The 16,795-nt window shown below is 68.7% G+C and carries 12 protein-coding genes; 5 read left to right on the top strand and 7 right to left on the bottom strand.

Going from position 1 to position 16,795, the window contains the following annotated elements; translation table 11 throughout:
- The first annotated feature begins 10 nt into the window (after positions 1-10).
- The gene (cobA, locus tag OEB96_RS21095; RefSeq protein WP_266218209.1) at positions 11-1,639 is read left to right on the top strand and encodes a uroporphyrinogen-III C-methyltransferase; all 1,629 of its coding nucleotides are present in this window, start codon (positions 11-13) and stop codon (positions 1,637-1,639) included.
- Positions 1,640-1,677: 38 nt separating this feature from the next.
- Here cobA and OEB96_RS21090 read toward each other — a convergent pair whose 3' ends face one another.
- Together OEB96_RS21090 and OEB96_RS21085 are read right to left on the bottom strand one after the other, a co-directional pair.
- Positions 1,678-3,531, bottom strand: a complete 1,854-nt coding sequence (locus OEB96_RS21090) for a cytochrome b N-terminal domain-containing protein (RefSeq protein ID WP_266218208.1) — start codon at positions 3,529-3,531, stop codon at positions 1,678-1,680.
- Entirely contained in the window at positions 3,531-4,067 is a 537-nt protein-coding gene (locus OEB96_RS21085) for a ubiquinol-cytochrome c reductase iron-sulfur subunit (protein WP_266218206.1), read from the bottom strand. Before OEB96_RS21085 ends, OEB96_RS21090 begins: the two co-directional genes overlap by 1 nt.
- 681 nt (positions 4,068-4,748) lie before the next feature.
- On the opposite strand from OEB96_RS21085, the gene OEB96_RS21080 reads away from it, so the two are divergent.
- From OEB96_RS21080 to OEB96_RS21070, 3 genes are all read left to right on the top strand, one after another.
- Entirely contained in the window at positions 4,749-5,543 is a 795-nt protein-coding gene (locus tag OEB96_RS21080; RefSeq protein WP_266218205.1) for a DUF4331 family protein, read from the top strand.
- On the top strand, positions 5,540-6,352 hold the full coding sequence (locus OEB96_RS21075) for a DUF4331 family protein (RefSeq protein ID WP_266218204.1): 813 nt from the start codon (positions 5,540-5,542) through the stop codon (positions 6,350-6,352). Before OEB96_RS21080 ends, OEB96_RS21075 begins: the two co-directional genes overlap by 4 nt.
- A gap of 104 nt (positions 6,353-6,456) precedes the next feature.
- The gene (locus tag OEB96_RS21070; protein WP_266218202.1) at positions 6,457-7,836 is read left to right on the top strand and encodes a tetratricopeptide repeat protein; all 1,380 of its coding nucleotides are present in this window, start codon (positions 6,457-6,459) and stop codon (positions 7,834-7,836) included.
- A gap of 41 nt (positions 7,837-7,877) precedes the next feature.
- On the opposite strand, the gene OEB96_RS21065 is transcribed toward OEB96_RS21070, so the two are convergent.
- Complete coding sequence (locus tag OEB96_RS21065) at positions 7,878-8,975, bottom strand: hypothetical protein (protein WP_266218201.1); 1,098 nt, start codon at positions 8,973-8,975, stop codon at positions 7,878-7,880.
- Positions 8,976-9,159: 184 nt separating this feature from the next.
- A complete protein-coding gene (locus OEB96_RS21060) occupies positions 9,160-9,987 on the bottom strand; it encodes a hypothetical protein (RefSeq protein ID WP_266218199.1) in 828 nt (275 codons plus the stop codon).
- Positions 9,988-10,124: 137 nt separating this feature from the next.
- On the opposite strand from OEB96_RS21060, the gene OEB96_RS21055 reads away from it, so the two are divergent.
- Positions 10,125-10,856: a hypothetical protein gene (locus OEB96_RS21055; protein WP_266218198.1), complete on the top strand. Its 732-nt coding sequence runs from the start codon at positions 10,125-10,127 to the stop codon at positions 10,854-10,856.
- A gap of 141 nt (positions 10,857-10,997) precedes the next feature.
- Here OEB96_RS21055 and OEB96_RS21050 read toward each other — a convergent pair whose 3' ends face one another.
- From OEB96_RS21050 to OEB96_RS21040, 3 genes are all read right to left on the bottom strand, one after another.
- Entirely contained in the window at positions 10,998-14,360 is a 3,363-nt protein-coding gene (locus OEB96_RS21050) for a hypothetical protein (RefSeq protein ID WP_266218196.1), read from the bottom strand.
- An 86-nt stretch (positions 14,361-14,446) separates the two neighbouring features.
- The gene (locus tag OEB96_RS21045) at positions 14,447-15,823 is read right to left on the bottom strand and encodes an FG-GAP repeat domain-containing protein (protein ID WP_266218194.1); all 1,377 of its coding nucleotides are present in this window, start codon (positions 15,821-15,823) and stop codon (positions 14,447-14,449) included.
- 399 nt (positions 15,824-16,222) lie between these two features.
- A complete protein-coding gene (locus tag OEB96_RS21040) occupies positions 16,223-16,747 on the bottom strand; it encodes a hypothetical protein (RefSeq protein ID WP_266218192.1) in 525 nt (174 codons plus the stop codon).
- Between the last annotated feature and the right edge of the window lie 48 nt (positions 16,748-16,795).

The raw sequence follows: 16,795 nt of genomic DNA, 5'->3' as shown, positions 1-16,795 counted from the left end.
CCATGCCGCCATGCACGAGACGGACGCGTCGCGGTCGACCCCCGTGGGCACGGCGGGTGGGGTGGGCATGGTCTCCATCGTCGGGGCGGGGCCCTGGGATCCCGAGCTGCTCACGCTCGCGGGACGGCGGCGGCTTCGCCAGGCCGACGTGGTCATCGCCGACTACCTGGCCAACCCCGCGCTGCTGGCCCACTGCCCCCCGCACGTGGTGATCCACCAGCGCACCGAGGGATCTCGTGGCTACCGATCCGGAGCGCCTCGCCTGGCGTCCGAGGGACCGCTGCGGCAATCCGAGATCAACCGCCTGATGATCGAGCACGCGCGCGCCGGTCGATCCGTGGTGCGGCTCAAGGGCGGCGACCCCTGCATGTTCGGACGCGGCGGCGAGGAGGCGCAGGCGCTGCGCGAGGCGGGCATCCCCTTCGAGCTGATCCCCGGCGTCAGCGCTCCGATCGCCGCCCCCGAGGCCGCGGGCATTCCGGTGACCCACCGCCACTTCACCCCCGCGGTCACCTTCGTCTCGGGCTGGGAGGCCTACGAGAAGGCGGGTCTGCAGGTCGCGTGGGAGCACCTGGCCAAGTCGGCGGGGACGCTCGTGCTGATGATGTCGATCCGCAACGCGAGGGCCAACGCCGAGCGCCTGATCGCAGCGGGCCGCGATCCGAGCACGCCCGCGGCGATCGTGCGGTGGGGCACCCGCGGGATCCAGCACACGGTGGTGGGCGAGCTGTCCACGATCGCCGATCGGGCCCGCGACGAGGGCATCCGTCCGCCCGCGGTGCTGGTGGTGGGCGAGGTGGTGCGGCTGCGCGAGCAGATCCAGTGGCTCGAGCAGCGCCCGCTGCATGGTCGCCGCGTGGTGGTCACCCGCGCGGCCGACCAAGCCGAGGCGCTGCTCACCGCGCTCGGCCAGCTCGGCGCGGACGCGGTGGCCCTGCCCTGCCTCGAGGTGGCACCGCCCGAGGATCCATCGGCGCTTCGCACGGCGGTGGCCTCGATCGGCGAGCACGACGGCGTGGTGCTCACCAGCCCCAATGGCGTCCGTGCGTTCTTCGGGGCGCTCGACGAGGTCGAACTCGACGCACGCGCGCTGGCGGGCAAGCACGTGGTCGCCGTGGGTGCCGGCACGGCGGCCGCATGTCGTCGGGCTGGCGTGCGGGCCGACCTCGTGCCCGCCAAGGCCCGCTCGGAGGGCCTGGTGGAGCTGCTGCGCGCGCACGACCTGCTGCACGCCCGCTGGCTGCACGTGCGCGCCGACGAGGGTCGCGACGTGCTCGCGTCGGCCGTGGCCGAGGCCGGAGGCACGCTGAGCCTCGCGGTCGGCTACCGCACCACTCGCCCCGCCGTGCCGCAGCGGCTGCTCGCCTCGCTGCGTGCGCCCGCCGACGGCGGCGAGGGCTTCCATGCGGTGACGCTCGCCAGCGGCAAGACGGCCCGCCACCTGCTGCTCACCCTCGGCGAGGCGCTCGGCGACGACGAGGCCCGCCGCCTGCTCGATGCCGCCAAGGTCGTGTGCCTGGGACCGGTGACCGCGGCAGAGGTGCAGGCGCTGGGCCTGCGGGTCGATGCGATCGCCGACGCACCGACCGACGAGGCCGTGATCACCGCGCTGAGGACCGTGCTCGACACCCAGCCCTGAGGGTGCAGGCCAGGCCGTGACCGCGAGCCCGCGGACGGCTACTCGTCGGGCTCGGGCTCGGCCTCGTCGTCGGGCTCGGCCTCGTCGTCGGGCTCGGGCGCCTTGGCCTCGGTCGCGCCGTCGTTGGCCCCATCCTTGGCTTGGGCCGCCTTCGTGGCCGCCGCTGCGGCCTCCGCGGCTGCCTCGGCCGTGACCTCGGCGCCTCGCTGCCGCACGATGAACGCGGCGAGGTCGGCGAGCTGCTCGTCGGAGAGCTTGTCGTCGCCGAACTTGGGCATCTGCGCCTCTTGCCCGAACAGCTCGGGCTTGCTCGAGTCGCGGATGACGCGAGCCACCCACGCCACCGAGCCGTGCCCGAGCAGGTTGGGTCCGCTGCCCTCGGACTTGCCGTCCACCTCGTGGCAGTTGTTGCAGTCGAGCTCGTCGTCCCACAGCGCCTTGCCCTGGGTGGCGAGGGTCGCATCGACGTCGGGCTCGCCCTGCAGCTGCCACAGGTACTCGACCAGCGCGTGGAGCTGCTCGTCGGAGATCGCGGTCTGCTCGTCGTTGCCCGCCACCTCGGGGTACGCATCCATGTCGCGGTGCTTGGTCCCCCCGAAGAAGCGCTTGGCATTGGGGTCGCGCACCAGCGCGAACAACCACTCGCGGTTGCCGTACTCGGTGAGCGCCGGCGCTTCTTCACCGCCAAAGCCGTCGAGTTCGTGGCAGTTTTGGCAGTGCTCCACGTAGAGGGCGCGCACCTTGTACTCGGGATCGTTTTGGAACACGGCCGGGCCGCCCTCGGGCAGCACGCCTTCGCTGGCGAACCCGCGCGCCCGCTCGGCCTCCTTGTGGGCCTGGGCCAGCGCCTTTTGGTACGACTCGTTGCCTGCGTCGCTGCTGATCGAGACCGCCGTCAGGGCCACCACCCCCGCGAGCAGCAGGCCCAGCCCGCCGAGCACGCCGATCCGCCCCACGCGACCGGCCATGGCATCGAGGAACGGGGCCGCCACCAGGAACGCCCCCATCGCGCCGGGGATGACCATGGTGGCCACGGGCTCGAGCGGCCCCTCGAAGAACATCCTCAGCTTGTAGAGAAACAGGAAGTACCACTCTGGTCGGGCCTGGAAGCCCGAGGTGGGATCGGCGGGCGCATAGAGCTCGGACCCGTGGGTCTGCACCGTCGTCGCCACCAGGGCACCGGCCACCAGCAGCATCGCCAGCATGTCCACCAGCAGCTGACCGGCCCCGAACGTCTGGACCTTGGCGCTTGCCTCGGCCTCGCGGGCCTCGGCGCGCCGCCCCAGCACCACGATGCCGACCACCAGCGCCACCGCCAAGAGCGGCAGCAGGAACGCGTGCGCCGCGTAGATGCGGGTCAGGGTGAGGTTGCCGGCCTCGGCTCCGCCCTGGACCACCGCACGCAGGGCTTCGCCGCCCGGCGTCTGCTCCACGATCCCCAGCTCGACCTGTGCGGCCCAGTAGCCCTGCTCGTCCCACGGCAGGATGTTGCCGGTCATCCCCAGGACCATCGTCACGAGCAGCAGCCCCAGGGTGGAGATCCACACCAGCTCGCGCGGCTTGCCGTACTCCCGGGTCACCGCCAGCTGGACGAGGTAGGCGATCGCGGTGAGGATCAGCGCCGAGGTGCCGTAGTGATGCAGCCCGCGGATGAACCACCCCGAGTCGAGCCGATCGTTGAGGTAGGCCGTGCTGGCCCATGCATCGGTGGCCGAGGGGCTGTAGTGGGCCGCCAGCAGCACGCCCAGCACCATCTGCTGGACCACCAGGTACACCAGCACCGCGGGCAATACGTTGCGCATCCGCGGACCGCCGGGGACGGGATGGTCGACGAACCGCCGCCAGATCCCGGGAAGCGCCGTGCGCTCTTCGAGCCAGTCGATCCACTGCATCAGACCGGCTCCTTGGTCTCGGTTCCCTGGCGAAAGCGCTGGTAGCGAATGGCGACCAGCTCTCCCTGGGTCTGCACCTCGAGCGCATCCATGCCGCGCGGCGAGGGGCCCGTCTCCACCGCGCCATCGAGCGAGAAGTACGAGTCGTGGCACGGGCACACGAACTTCCCCCCCTCGGCGTCGAAGTCGATCGCACACCCGAGGTGGGGGCACACGGTGGACATCGCGACGAGCTTGTCCTCGTGCTGCATCACCCAGGCCGAGCCGATCTTGACCTGCACGACTCGGTTCCACGCATCGACCTTGTCGGCGTAGAGATCCACCTTGATCGGCACGGTGCCCTCGAACTGCGCCAGCTTGCCCGCGGGGATGAACGCATCGGAGCCGCTGGTGGTGGGCGTGCGTAGCGGGTGGGTCAGCATCGACAGAGCCGGAGCCGCCGTGATCCCGGCCACGCATGCGCCAAGCACCCCTGCTCCTGCGAGCATGAACTTGCGTCGGGACTCGTCCTCGTCTCGTGGTTCGCCTTGCGCCATCGCTGGTCCGTCCTCGCCCGCGTCGGTGGAAGGCGCGGTCGGGCGAGCACCACGCCTGGTCGGTTGGGATTGGTTGGGATTGGTTGGGATCGGTTGGTTGGCCCGAGCCCGATCCGCCGGGGCGATTGTACGAGCCTCCGTCGTCGACTCGGAGACCAGGCCGCAATCGCGCCCTGACGCGCTCTGAGGCGGGAAAACGAGCATTTCCTCGCCGCCCGCCGTAGCTCGGCCCCGGGGGTGATCTACCCCGCGCCGTTGGCCCACCTCGGGCCACGAGTGCATGGACCACTACGAAAGCGGCATGCGCTGCCACGGCCATCGACGTCTGCGCGCCGCGTCCACCACGAGGCTCGCACGGGCCACGTGGCGCGACGGCGAGCCTCGGTCGACGCGACATGCTCACCAAGGCCAGCGGAACAACGCTCACGGTCGATGGGGCTGGCACCCCACCGAGACTCCGGTAGCCTGCCTCGGCGGAGGTGGACGCTCCCGATACGTCGTTCGAGACCGACGAGCGCGTTCTCGAACGTCGTCCACGGGCTGCAACGACTCCTTGCCAGATCCGGCTCGGGGGTACACTCTCGCCTCTCCTTCCTTAACTCGTTCACCCTCTGGCTTTTCCCTTGCTCGACGTATCGATCCAAGCCGTCTGCCGCTTCGTAGACGCACGTCCTCCCGCTCGTGACCGGCTGTTGCCGGCGCGTGGTTGGTGGCAGCGCGTTCACGGTGGCGGGTCGGCATGGCCTGTCTAAACCCTTGGCACGACGTGCCCTTGCTCGAAGAGATAGGACCAAGATGAGGACCAAGAACAAATGGATCACCGCGTTGGGGGCCACGGCCCTCGTTGCGGTGGCCGTACAACTGAAACCGCAAGAGGTCACCGCGGCAGATCACGCCGACGCGCCGATGACCCAGGCCGACGGCGCAGCCGACATTGCGGACTTCTACGCCTGGCATACCGACCGCGGCACCGTGGTCGCCATCATGACGTTTGCAGCCCTGCGCGCCCCCGGTGACGCACCGGTCTACGACGCGACCAAGCTGTACACGATCAACATCGACAACACCTTCGATCCGGGGGTCGGCAACCCTGCGTTCAACGACAACGAGCCGGACATCCAGATCCACGTCCGCTTCGGCCAGAACAACCTCGGGGAGTGGGGCGTGCAGGTCAACAACCTGCCCGGAGCCGATGACGAGACGTTCGACGGCGCCGTGCAGACGGTGCTGACCAACGGGGTGGCCTCGGCCATCGCCGGCGACTTCGACGACCCGTTCTTCTTCGACTTCGAGGGGTTCCTCGCCACCCGCGACAACCTGCTCGACGACTCCGACCCCATCGACGTCGCCTTCACGGCGGCGGACTTCTTCGCCGGCACCAACGCGATGGCCGTCGTCGTCGAGTTCGACGCTGCTGCCGCCTCCGACGGCAACAACTTCGTCCAGCTCTGGGCCACCACGGGGGTGACGCCATGAAGTCCTTCAAGCTCGCCCTTCCCACGCTCGCGGTCGCAGGGCTCGTACTCGCGGGTTGCCCCGCCGACGACGCCCCGCCCGGCTCGGATTCCTCCACCGGAGAGGATTCCACCACCACCGCGGGGCCGACCACCACGCCGCCGCCCACCACGACCGGCGAGGACACCACCGAAGGCACCACCGTCATGCCCACCACCACGGTGGGTGAGACGGAGGACACCGAGAGCAGCACCACGGGGCCCGAGGTGGGACCGTACGTGTTCGACGACACCGCGTTCGAGGACTACCTGCAGGTCGACCGCATGGGCTTCCCGGCGATCAACACCGGCCTGAACCTCCTCGGGGACAAGGACGCGTACAACATGGCGACGCCGGACGACGACGCCAACCTCGTGTTCCTGCCCAACATCCTCGACTCGTTCGAGACGCTGCACATCGGCGCGCCGATGATGCAGACCGCGGACAACACCGGTCTCGACGACGACCTCATCACGCTGGGCCTGGCCCCTTGTGACTGGGATCCGTCGGGCCCCGGAGACGACTGCGTGGAGCAGGGAGGGCCGTTCGCCATCCCCGACACCCTCAAGATCGCGCTGGACCAGCCGGCGGGCTTCCCCAACGGCCGCGAGCTCAATGCCCCGGTGATGGACCTCATCCTCGCCGTGCTCCTGCTCGACCTCAACGCGCACGCCATCACGACGTTCCTCGACCTCGATGGCGACATGGTGCCGGGCCCCTCGCTCAACCCGCTCGAGAACGACGTGCCGTTCGACACCGAGTTCCCGTACCTCGCACCGGCGCACCAGTAGTGCGATTGCTCGCCTGCGCATGCAGGCATCTCGCCCCGGGGGTCCACTCCCCCGGGGCGTCGTCACATCCAGGCCTCGTCAAAATGCCCACTCTCGAGAGCACCGTGCGTCCCGTTTCGATCCTGCTCCTGGTCACGCTCGCGGCATGCAGCGAGCCACCGGCTCCGGTGGCCGTCCCCTCGCCGTCGGCCGAGGTCGATGCCAAGGCGGCCGACACCAAGGCCGCGGATGCCAAGGCCGAGACCAAGGCCCAGCCCCAGCCCAAGCCCAAGCCCGTCGTGGTCGAGCCCACCTGGGAATCCCAGCTCGCTGCGCTCGATCGTCGCATCGAGGGCCACCGCAAGGTGGCCGAGCGCAACGGCCGGTCCTCGCTGGCCTTTGGTCGACTGGCCGAGCTCATGCTCGCCCGAGCGCGGCTGACCGGCGACTACGACGACTACGCCGACGCCGAGGAGGTGATCGAGAAGGGCTTTACGGTCGGTCCCAAGGACTTCGGTCCGTTCATGACCCGAGCGCGGCTGAACTACACCCTGCACCGGCTCGACCGCGTCGACGAAGACTTCACCCGCGCCACTCGGCTGCCCACCAGCGATGGCGACGAGCTGTTTCGCCGCGGGCTGTTCGCGGCCAACCTCGCGTTCCAGCGCGGGCAGTACGAGCAGGCCAAGCAGGGTCTGCAGCAGCTGGTGGAGGCGGAGCCCACCGCGCTGCCGGCCCTCGCGGGCCTGGCCCTCTACCACTGGAAGGCCGGCGAGTTCGACCAGGCCGAGCCGCTCTACCAAAGGGCGATCGAGAGCTACCGCGGCGACGAGGCCGAGCCCAAGGCGTGGCTGCACCTGCAGCTCGGCCTGATGGATCTCGATCGCGGCCGCCACGACGAGGCGCTCGCCCACTACCGCGAGGGAGAGGCGCTGATCCGCGGGTTCTGGCTCATCGACGAGCACATCGCCGAGATCCTCACCCTGCAGGGCGCGACCGACCCCGCCAAGACCGAGCAAGCCAAGGCGCTCTACCTCGACATCATCGAGCGCACCGGCAACCCCGAGTTCATGGACGCGATGGCCGGGATCCACCTGGCCGCGGGCGAGGAGGCCCAGGCCAAGGAGTGGATCGCCAAGGCCAACGCCAAGTTCGAAGCGCAGCTGCAGCGCTTCCCCGAGGCCGCCTACGGGCACGCGCTCGAGCACTTCCTCGAGTTCGGCGACGATCCGGCCAAGGCGCTCGACATGGCGCAGAAAAACCATGCGCTGCGACCCAACGCCGACGCCAAGCGGCTGCTGGCGGAGGCTCAGCTCGCGGCCGGGAAGGCGAGCGAGGCCAAGGCGATGGTCGAGCAGGCGCTCGCGACCCCGATGCGCAGCGCCGATCTGCACGCGACCGCGGCGGCCGTGTATGCCGCGAATGGAGACGAGGGCAAGGCGAAGGAGCACCGCGCGGCGGCGCGGGCGATCGATCCGACGATCGAGCTGCCCGAAGGCGAGTGACCCGGCGCGAGCGACGGCAACCGAGAGCGGCCCAGGGTCGCTCAGCCGCCGTCGCTTCCGCTCGTGCAGCAGAACGTGACCGGATCGCTGCCCGCCGCGTCCCCCGTGGGCACGACCTCGGCCGGAGTGCAGCTCCCGGCCGGAGTGCCGGGGTTGTGGATCAGCGAGCGCAGCGCAGCGCCGCCGAAGCCGTTGGTGCACACGTTCGGCAGCAGCGCTCCCGTCAGGATGCTGCAGTTGGTGCTCGTGGACACGACGACCGAGGTGTTCTGGCACGGAGTGGTGGGCTTGGCGCAGGTGCACGGCTCGCAGCCTCGCGTGTCGTCGATGCCCTGATGGAGCAGCGTGCGCTCGCCATACGGCCCCTCTGGACACGCCACGTCGCCGGCCTGCCACACACACCAGCGAGGTGCGAGTGGATCCGTGGGCGGTGGGGCACACAGCTCCCCCTCCGCGCAGCCCATGGCGGGAAACGATCCTCCGCAGGCGAGGTGGCGAGTGAGGAAGACCGCCGGATCGAGCACGACCTCGGGGAGCGCGAGGCAACCACCGCCCTGGACCGGCGGCACATCGGCGTAGTAGCTCCCCAAGCTCGACCATCCGCCTCCAGGCAGAGTGACGCAGGTCTGACCCAAGTTCTGCGTGGCCGTGACCGCGCCGCATGCCGCCCCGGCGGTGTACTCGACCGAGGCCATCGTGGGACACGTGCCCCCCGAGTAGGCACCGCAGTCGCAGCCGCAGCCCGCCGCCGGGGCCAGGACGGTGGAGAACGCCTCCACCAACGGCTCGTCGAACGGGGCCGGGCACGACGGGCGAGCGCCGTCGTCGAGTTCGTGCTCGAGCCAGGCGAACGGGCCCGAGAAGCCCTCGGGTGCCGCGGGGACGCACTCCATGCCCATGTCGGCGCAGGCGGGCGGCGGCGGCCCGCTGCTCGAGTCGTCCTGCGTGCCGGTGGACGTGCTCGTGGTCGGGCCGGAGCTCGGATCGGGATTGGGGCCGGTGGAGCTGCTCGAGGCCGCGGTGGTGCCCGTGCTCTGGGTGGGGTCGAGGTAGGGGTTGGGCTCGGTGCAGGCGGTCACGACGAGCGCCCAGGACAGCACGGCCAACGAAGTCCGAGAGACGCGGGGGGTCCGGCTCACGGAGTCGATCATCCCTCCATCGCGTCGGGCCGAGCAACCACCAGCCGTTCACCCTGGCCTCGATGTCATCCAACCCTCGGTCCCGATGTCCACCGCGGTGCGGGCCCAATGATCGCTCGGGGCGTCCCAGACGTAGATCAGCTCCCACTCGATCACGCCGCCCGAGCAGGCGGAGATCGCCGATTCAGCCCGCGTCGCCCCACGTCCCCGACGTCCACTGACCGCCGTCCGTTGCGCCGTCCCCCGTCCCGGTAGCCGCACCCCATGTCCCCGAGGTGGACGGACCAGCTCCGGTCCCCAGGTCGCCGCCCCACGTCCCCGTGCCGAAATCGTCGGGATCGTACTCGCAGGGGATCGCGCCCGTCGTCGTCTCCCCACCTCCCGTGGCTCCGCCCGTCGTCGACTCGTCACCCCCCGCGGTGCCGCCATCGCCCGTGCCGCCCGACGTTCCGGTGCCAGCGAGGAGGTCGACGCAGTGGCAGTAGGCCGAGTCGATCGTCGCTCCATTCGGGTGGCATACGACCGGCTGATTCTGTCGGCACTCGCCACTCGACGCTCCCTTGGCGATGCACAGCGCGTCGCAGTCGAACGACTCGGCGTATAGGTACCGCGAGCATACTCCGTTGCCACCGTCCATCTCCCACAGCGTGGTGCCGTTGAGGCACGAGTCCGCCAAGGACGCCCGATGGACCGCGCATGCACCATCGTTGAACTCCTGGATGCATCCGGCGACGAACGGGTCGGCGTTGATCTCGCTGTCCAAGACGCTGTCGGCCAGCGAGGGCATGGGTAACATCGGGATCAACATCGGCGCCGACAGAGGGTCGCCGCTCGGGCACGGGATGTGCTGGCCCCATCCCAGCGGTGGACCATTGACCTCGGCGTCGCCGCCCGCATCGTCCCCGACCGCCCGGTACCGCTGACGCTCGGGCTCCGAGTGAACGGAACACCCGGCACTGCCGATCGACATGATCCAAACGAGCACACAGGGGCGGAAGAGGGCGACCTTCATGGTGATGCTCGACGGTAGCAACCCGAGCCCCCGGTCGCTCACGAATTCTTCTGACGAACCGGAAAACTTGGTTGACTGTCCCGCGGCGTCTTAGCATGGGCACCAGACGGTCGACGACTGCGTAGCGGCCAGCCACCATGGACGACACGCGCAAGAAGGCTCAGGCGGCCGGGTTTTGGGTCGGGAAGGCGCCGCGGCCCGAGCTGATGCCACGCGCGGGGCGAGGGACGGCGGGACAGACCAAGGTGCCGGAGTTTTGGGCCGGGAAGGCGCCGCAGCCCGGGTTGATGCCAGACATTCGGGCCACCCGAGTCGAGGCGCGGCTCACCAGTCGCTCCACGATACAGCCCGCGGTCGCCACCGGTGGAGCCCCTCCTCCACCGCCGGGAGGCGGAGGCGGGGGCGGCAAAGGACCGCCAAAGTGGCCTGACTTCACGGACACCCACCGAAAGCAGCTGGGCAAGGGAACGTGGAGGGGCAAGCTCATCTACATCCATTACACCGATCTCGCGGGACTGCTCGCGATCTTCGGGGCTCGCAGGATCACCGACGCGAGGCGGGGAGAGACCCGAGCAGGGAGCAAGGGGGGCATCTATGTCAACCCGCCGAGCCAGATGTTCAACCCGAGCAACGTCGAGACCCTCCTGTTTCTCGGCAATGAGCGATATGTGGGCCGCGGCGACTATGTCGTCATCTTCACCGCCGACAACGAGCACAGTGGTTGGGTGCCCGTGACGAGCGAAAGCTGGGTCCTCGAGGGCACGCTCTCCGAGGATGTGGTGCTCACTGGTGCGAACGTCCTGTACATGGGCCCCAACCCGTTCCCGGACGTGTTCGAGCCCGACGATGGCAAGGGTGGCAAGCAGTGACCACTCCCGTGTTCGAAGTCCTCCTCCGCGTCGAACGTCCGCCGATTCACGCCCCGAGCACGGGCACATCCACCATCGGCACCCGAGACAGCTCCAACGAAGTCCAGCGCTCGTGTCTCCGAAACCTGCCTCGCTCGCCTCTCACTTGCACGCGACGGACTTGGTCACCGTGGTGGCCGCTCCTCGTGCGTCATGGGCAACGAGCCGCAGCTCGTGGTCCCGGGTCATCGGCAGCGCGGTGACGTCCGGGTGCACGAGCACGTCGTCGACGTACCAGCGCAGGTGATCGAGGTCGCCATCCGGGTCCGCCACGCTCGAGATCAACGGGAGCACCGTCGGGCACGGGACCGCGTCAGGTGTGGTGATCGCGGCGATGGGCGGCTCGCCGAGCACCGCGTGCGTGGCGAGCTCGAAGCGGATCGTCAGCGGAAGCACGTCGTCGCCGCAGGGGATCGGGACGCTGGCGTCGAGCTTGGCCGCGAACAGGCCGGCGTCGCCCGCCATGAGCGTGACGACCTCCTCGTTGACCCCGCGGACGGTGTACGGGACATCATCGACCATGACATCGGCCTGCAGCAGCAGCGCCCCCGCCGGGAATGCCTTGGTGTAGGAATTCGCGTCGGCGATGCCCATCGCGGGCTGTAGCAGATGGACGTCGAGGTCGCCGACGTCCAGCAACAGCGGCGTACCGTCCGGGCACGTGTCGGCGATCGTTGCCTGGTTCGTGCTCGTGAGGAACAGCGAGCCCAGGTAGAAAGGGCAGGTGGTGCCGGTCTCCCCGTCGGGGCACACGGAGTAGCCGAGCTGGCCGCTCAGGCCCATCGAGGTGATCGCGTTGGGCGTGATGAACTCGACCCGGCTCCCGTCTTCGTCTCCGCCGAGCGCGAGCAGGTGCTCCTCTCCACGGTGCAGGGGTTGGCGCGCTTCGGTGGTGCGCTTGGCCCTTGCCGCGCACACCGCCTCGTCGAAGACCTCGCAGCAGTCGCCCTCGAGATCGCACGCGAGCGCCTGGCCGGGGAAGATGCCGTGGCCGTCTGCCCGCGAGTCGGGGATGTGCTGGGTGGGTCCGATGGCCGAGATCGGGCGCAGGGTCGGGGTCGAGAAGACGCCAGGAGCATCGCAGTTCGCATGCACGTCGCGATCATCCGACCACTCGAGCTCACATGCCTCGATACAGGCTTGCGTGATGAGGTCGAGTTCCTGGGTGGTTGGGTGGTCCGGGTCGAGCACCCAGCCCTTCGGTGCGTGGACGACCCAGCCCTCGAAGGAGTCACCGGGAGGGCCGTGGACGGTGGGCACCGCGACGGGAGCGATGGAGGTCGAGCCGCAGCTCCCTTTGTCGGGTTCGACCAGGCACGACTTCTCGACGGGCGCGAGCCCGGCCGTCGCGGGGCAGTTCCACGCCGTGTCTTGGTAGCCGGGCGCAACGAGGCCCATGCTCGAGGGATCCCGGGTGAATTCGATCGTGTCGACGAGTACGTGCTGCGCCTGATCCGACGAGAACCGCAGCCGGATGGCACCGAGATCCTCGATGGCGATCGGCGCGAAGCGGGTCAACGGAATGCGGATCGTCTGCATGAAGTGGTGCGCACGACAGTTCATGTCGCCCTGGTAGATCGTCAGCTCGTCGTGCGGCTCGAGGATTGGCTCGGTGATCACGGTGCTCGCCTGCGCCACGCCGCTCTGGTCCACGAGATCGATCTCGAACGAGAGCGCCGCATGCTCGGACTTGCACTCCTCCGGGTCGAGGTTCTCGTAGATTCGGCCCGCTCGCAGGCTCAGGTGCGTGAAGCCGCCAATGCCCGCAAGCGGTGCGCCGTCGTCCTCGAGCGACCACTCGACCACCAGCTCGTCCGTGGGATTGCCGCCATAGTCGACGCGCAGCGCCGCGGTGTCGTGCGAGAAGTAGCTGCTGTCCGAGAGGTCATCGTAGAGCCCCGCGCCGGAGTTGGTGCACGCGTTGCCCCCCGAGCCGGACACGGTCACCGCTCCGCCCAGGGTCGAGGCTCCCAGGTTGGGGCCGCACCCGAAGATCGGGCGGTGGAGGTTGTCGATCATGAACCGGTCCGCGCCGGGCGGCGCGTGGCCTTGCGTATAGTCGATGAACGTCAGAGGCCGCTGCTGCACGAGGTCGTGGAAGTCGACGAGGTGGCCCTGCCAGTCGACGCCCGTCAGCGCGCAGTGGAAGCCATCCGCAGGGTTGCCGCCCTCGGGAGGTAGATCGGCGGATCGGAGGATCTCCTCCCGCGCGGTGGCGTCCCCGAAGAGCGTCCATGCCGCGAACCGCCCCACGAAGAACGGGCCGAGGACGTCCCCGATCGCCCGTCCATAGTGCGAGCCGGCTGTCCTGGTCACGCCACCCCAGTCGGTGTGGGTGACGCCGAACACATTGGCCAGCACCGCGTCGTTCTCCGCTGCGGCCGCGGGATCCCGGGGCTCGGTGAACGCATCGTCGGAGAGGCGGTTGTCGTACGCGGCAACCTGATCGCCGAGCGTGTCGTCGTCGATCGATCCGAGCAGCCCGAGGAACGGCGGGGAGCTCACGTCGGTGATGGGCCCGACGTCGGTGGGGTCTCCGACGCCAACCATGGTGCCGTCGCCATAGCGCTGCGCGATCGCAGCGTGGCTGCACAGCTCGTACTCACCGATCGTCGTCGACAGCGACGTCGCGTAGGATTCGAACGACGCGGGTAGCAGGTATGCCCCCGAGCCGCTGCGACTGTGGCCGACCACGAACGTGCTGTGAGCGAGCCGAGGCGGATCGTCGACCACGCCCGACCAGGGACTGGTCGCACTGGGATCCCTTGCCCAATGCATTGCACACGCCAATGCCTTCTCGCGCTTCTCGGAGCTCCAGTTCGAGTTCGGAGGAGGCTGAACGCTGAACACCACCATGCCCCGGCGAGCCAGGTCCTCGGCCAGAACGTCATAGAAATGCTGACCGGGAGACAGCGGCGGCATGGCCTCCGGAAACACGGAATTCAAGCCATTCCCGGGCCCCAGGAACGCACTGGGGAACCCGACGTCGCTCGGGGGCCACGTGTCGGGCGGGTTGTCGTGGGTGTTCTGCGGGTTGCACTCATCGGTCGGGGCGCCGACCAGCGGCGCGGGGTGATGGACGACGATCTCGAAGTCGTCGACATCGCTCCCTCCCACGAGCTTGGGACCTGCCCCTACTTGCCACAACACGCCCTCTGGTCCGCAATCCTCGTCCACGTCGACGTCATACTTCGCCCCCTCGAAATGGGCGTCGTAGACACCGTACATTCCAGCCATCTGGCACGGTGCCTCGACCTGTGGAAACCCGCCGGTCTCATCGACCCCTGCGGTATCGTCCAGCGGACTGGAATCCCCGAGGCTGCCCGTGGAACCGTTACCATCGGCCACGGAGGTCGAGTGGTTGCCCGGTGCATCGAGATCGCCACCACTGCATGCGGGCACCATTCCGAACGCAATTGCCAGGAAGGGCCGAACGCGAACCCCGTTGCTCGTGCTGCGTGTCATCGTTCCAGCCTCGCTCTCCGAGTACACCGCCACTTCCGCGCCATCACGACGCGTGCGCATACCCGCTTCACGTGGCGGTCTACGACCTACGGAGCGGAGAGCAAGGCGATCCCATCCCGAGGCTTCGCGTCGCTCTCGGTATCCTTCAGTAGTATGTCCGTCAGGCCATCTCCATTGAAGTCACCAATGCCGTATGTACCCGAATCGCACGAGTCGGCGACGACACGAATTCGTGCCGGATCTGGCTCGGGTTCGAGTGGCGCAATGACGCATGAACGATCCGTCCACATCAGTATGTCCGGCCGGCCGTCTCCGTCGAAGTCGGCAATGTCGATGAGGAAATAGCCCGTCTCCTCGGGGGCCTGGTACACCACGGGCTCGTCGAACGTGCCATCACCGTTCCCGCGAATGAACGATAGTCCCAGGTAGACATGGAAGATCAGATCGAGGTTCCCATCCTCGTCGAAGTCGACCCGATACATGCCGATGGCGTGCGTCCCTCCGGCCGGGAACGACCCCACGTATTCGACCGTCTGCAGGCTCGGCCGCGTCAGGAACACGTAGAAGCGCCACCACTGAGGGTCGTAGTCCGCAACGTACGGGTCGCAGACGTCTCCGAATTCTCGAACCACGAAGTCGTCGACGCCGTCGCCGTCGAAGTCGCCAAACAGCGACTCCCCGAAGCTCTGGCACCCGGAGAGTTCGATCGGCCCCTCGATTCCTTGCCAGGTCTCCCCCTCCCGCTCGAAGATCCACCCTCCGCGGACCTCCCCAGGCATCCACATCGTCGCCACGATCTTCTCGAGCTCGCCGTCTCCGTCGCCATCGATCGGCACGGGCAGCCCGCTGGCCAGCCAGTCGTCATCTCCGTACCACGTGTTCGCGAGGTGCGTGACCGGGGCGAGCGTGCCGCCGAGGTTCTCGTGGTACGAGACAATCCCCGGGCCGTATTGAAAGAGGACGTCCGGGTCGCCATCGCCATCGAGGTCCCGATCGGTGCTGGCCACCCCGAAGTTGCCGACCCCCGGCTCGGTCTGCCAGCGCTTCACGAAGCGCCCGTCCTCGTACACGATCGACATCATGTCGGGAAACGGTTCATCGATCGGATTGGCGAGCGCGAGCAGCTCGTCGCGACCATCCTGGTCGAGATCGGTCGTCAAGATCTTCGATGCCGACAGCACCCCGATGTCGAGGTCGGCCCACACCACGCGCTGCTTGGCGTAGCAGAGCTGCGCAGGATCGACGATCCCATCCCCGCACCCCTCGGGCAGCGGCTCACCCACGTCCGGTGGCACATCCTCGCTGTCACTCGCCGAGGTCGAGCTCGGCGCGGGTGGCAGCACCGAGGACCCGAGCGCGACCTCGTCATCGGAGCCGCAGGCGCTCGCGGCGAGCGTCAATGCCAACGCCGCGAGCGCCACCTCGCTGCGCGTCGGCTTCCTGCGGCTGCCCGTCGCCTCCATGGAGCCCATTGTTGGCCAGCACCGCGGGGTGGCACCCAGGCAATTCGGAAATTTCGCAGATGACGCGCAGCCGGCTGCTGCCGCCGCCAAGCGCACCGGAGTGGGGGTGTCCACCGTGCCCTCGTGCTCAACGCCTTGCGGCATCACGGCAAGGAAGACAAGCCTAGAAGCGCCGGGTGCGGCGGGACGAGTCGCTGCTGGCGTTCTCCTCGCGGTCACGGGCGTCCTGGCTCCTCCATCCGGGCCCGCTGCGGGCGCTCGACGTGCTACCCGAGGGCGAGCGCGTGGTCGTGGCCCTTCGCCTCGGCCCCACCCTCGTCGTGGATCGACGGACCGGATCCTCCGGTCCAGATGACACGGATGCTCCTGGGCGTTCCTCGAAACACCAACCAACGACGCCTACTCCTCTTGCCACGTGCACATGCTGAACCCCGAGTTGAGCCCGGCGCCCTCGTAGAAGTTGCCGAGGTCGAGACACGCGTGCTCGAACGCAGCGGGGCACGGGCGGCACACCATCTCCGGGTCGGGACAGTCGGTGTCGACCGTGCACGGGATGATGCAGACGTAGGGTGTATCGAAGTCTCCGGGGCAAAGCGCGGCGAAGTCTCCGAACGGGCAACGTCCGGGGAAACCTGCCGGCCCATACTCGAGGCACGCCGGGCCGCAGATGCAGGTCTCGTCGGTGGCAATGCACAGCGGATCGCGCTCGGTGCCGCCACAGCGCGAGAATTCCATGATGTCGATCTCGGGCTCGGGTTCCACGCCGACCTCGGAGGAATCGACGGTTCCAGCGGCGTCCGCCGTCGATCCCGAACTCGAGCCGGAGGTCACCGACTCGGTCTCCGTGTTCATCCCCTCCCCCGGCTCTCGTGGATTGCAGCCGGCGATCAGCCCAGGGAGCACCACCATCAACGACCATCTCATGCTCGGCCTCACAGTTCGTTGGACAACAGGTAGATCGCCCATGAAGAC

This window comes from Paraliomyxa miuraensis (assembly GCF_026337845.1).
Taxonomy (GTDB): Bacteria; Myxococcota_A; Polyangia; order Nannocystales; family Nannocystaceae; genus Paraliomyxa; species Paraliomyxa miuraensis.
The sequence above is the reverse complement of the archived record's forward strand: the minus strand, read 5'-3'. Positions and strand labels throughout refer to the sequence as shown.